Below are 1632 nucleotides of genomic sequence, written 5' to 3' on the forward strand. Positions count from 1 at the left end.
GGTAAGCAAGCAACAGGCAACGCGCAACGGGTACAACCGGAAAGTTGCGGACTTCGTGCTTTGCACCAAGTCGTTTGATGTCCTGGCTGTCATCGAACTCGACGACAGCAGCCACAAAGGCAGGGAAGAGGCGGATGGAGACCGCGATGCCTGGCTAAAGGATGTCGGGTATCGGGTTGTCCGGTATCCGCAGATACCTGACGCGGCAAAACTTCTAGCCGACTTCGCAACTGCTCCCTGAAAGCCCACTGGATTCCTCCTCATGAAGGTAGCTAGGCAAAGGTGCTAGCTGCTCTTGTAAAAAATAGTGACCGAATGTCAATATTTGAATTACAGTTCAGAGAATGACAATCTGTCAACAAATAAATTGACAGCCAGTCATAAAATATTTGGAACCCAGGAGATCAGCTATGACCAACACCATGGAATTACTCACCAAAGCACTTGAGATGAAGCGCGCTGCGCATTGGTGTGATGAGCTGAATTTGGATCTGTCGACAATCTCTCAAGCAAAGAAGCGTGGCCGGCTAAGCCCTACGCTTGCTGGTAACTTTGCTATCAAATTAGGAGAAAATCCAGAGCACTGGATTGCGGTTGCAGCGCTTGAGGCTGAACCGGAGAGCACACTTTTAGACCAGCTAAARGCCAGTGCCAACAAGTGGCGGAAGCGGTGAGATTCGAACTCACGGAGGACTTGCATCCTCGGCAGTTTTCAAGACTGCTGCATTCAACCGCTCTGCCACGCTTCCGAGCCGCATAGTTTAACCGCTAGTCGGCGCTCATCTGGCTCGTTGATGAGCCACTGTCGATAAATGCGGTTTCGCAGCCTGGACAACAGGCGCGCCTGGCGCATCGGCTGCCTTCCACACATTGAATTACTCACGAGGGCAGGGTGCTGCCAAAAATAGAGGGCTGAAGTCCACCTCTTTTGGTTCGTCATTGGTCACTTTGTGACTGTCAAGCAAATAGAGCCAAAAAAACGGACTTATTTCCTGGAACTATTTCCTCTCCGCTTCCCAAACGTTTTTGGGAACGGTGACTAAAGGCGCTGGTACAGCCATGATTGAAACATTCAGTTACAGCACTTTAAGAGGACACAAATATGACTGCTCCAGCATTCACCCCCGAGTCGGCAGAGAAGGTTACTACGGCATTTGTGCATGCCACCGGCGCCCGCTGGTCGTTTCCGCGGGTCGAAGTCCAGGACCGCGGAACCTTCATGTTGATTAGCGTGGACTCACTTTCCCCAGAAATCCAGGAAATTGGGTTATCCGTCAAGAAATCCATTGCGCATGCCCTGAACCAGGTCATTCCGGCGCACCCTACGCAACGGTTCGGTAACTGGATGGTCGTTTTCTTCCGGGACGGCAGGATGTTCGAAACTGTTCACCCCAGCGAGTTTGAGGTGTAAGGACGCCAGAGTGGCCTGCTATCTGCCTGCTATATATATATGAGTCAGCCGCCCGTCGTGGCCAGGGCCTGTCGCCGAAACGCTGTCCGCAGGCGGCATTCACGACCTTGTCCTACACACCGCCAGCCAGCCGCTGGCTAAACTTTCCTTGCGGCCCGTCCTGGGTCGCACCTCCCTCCACTGGCGAAGCCAGTTTTACTGCCCGGTCCTCCGGGCTTTTT

3 protein-coding genes and 1 tRNA gene are annotated in these 1632 nt (G+C 52.9%); 3 read left to right on the forward strand and 1 reads right to left on the reverse strand.

Annotated elements, in window-relative coordinates; genetic code table 11:
• Window positions 1-241, forward strand: a 241-nt coding sequence (locus AC1DWI_RS22310; protein WP_477725803.1) for a DUF2726 domain-containing protein, incomplete at its 5' end; no start/stop codon positions are given.
• A 169-nt stretch (window positions 242-410) separates the two neighbouring features.
• Window positions 411-674: a hypothetical protein gene (locus AC1DWI_RS22315; RefSeq protein ID WP_477668216.1), complete on the forward strand. Its 264-nt coding sequence runs from the start codon at window positions 411-413 to the stop codon at window positions 672-674.
• Here the strand turns inward: AC1DWI_RS22315 and AC1DWI_RS22320 are convergent.
• Window positions 660-749 (reverse strand) — tRNA-Ser (locus tag AC1DWI_RS22320). The genes AC1DWI_RS22315 and AC1DWI_RS22320 overlap by 15 nt on opposite strands.
• Window positions 750-1102: 353 nt before the next feature.
• Between AC1DWI_RS22320 and AC1DWI_RS22325 the strand changes: the two genes are divergently transcribed.
• Window positions 1103-1411 carry a hypothetical protein gene (locus AC1DWI_RS22325; RefSeq protein WP_477668215.1) on the forward strand — a complete coding sequence of 103 codons (309 nt, stop codon included), beginning with the start codon at window positions 1103-1105 and terminating at the stop codon, window positions 1409-1411.
• Window positions 1412-1632: the final 221 nt, after the last annotated feature.

The organism is Polaromonas sp. P3_C2 (assembly GCF_056402675.1).